Below are 292 nucleotides of genomic sequence, written 5' to 3'. Positions count from 1 at the left end.
CGCGCGAGCTGAAGGATTGGCTGTTTCGGGAAGCCGAGATGGCGGTGTCAAACGAAGATATCGCCCGTCGCTTCGTGGCGGAGTGCCGACGCACCCGCACGGTTCTTCCTGCAACATCGACGATCGAGCGGCTTTGCGCCACGGCCCTGGTCGATGCCGAGCGGCGGATCGAGACGAGGATCGCCAGTCGGCTGTCCGTGCCCATCCGGGAACAGTTGCTGGCATTGCTCGAGGAGACGGCCGACGATCGGGTGACCCGCTTCGTGTGGCTGCGTCAGTTCGAGCCGGGCTC

The 292-nt window shown here is 65.4% G+C and carries 1 protein-coding gene; it reads left to right on the top strand.

The window, feature by feature from the left end:
- Positions 1–292: DUF4158 domain-containing protein (locus HBA93_RS20560; RefSeq protein ID WP_221724508.1), on the top strand; the 292-nt coding region annotated here is incomplete at both ends.

The organism is Ochrobactrum sp. SFR4 (assembly GCF_019730395.1).
Classification (GTDB): Bacteria; Pseudomonadota; Alphaproteobacteria; order Rhizobiales; family Rhizobiaceae; genus Pseudochrobactrum.
Note: the sequence above shows the minus strand (reverse complement) of the source record. Positions and strands in the feature narration are given on the sequence as shown.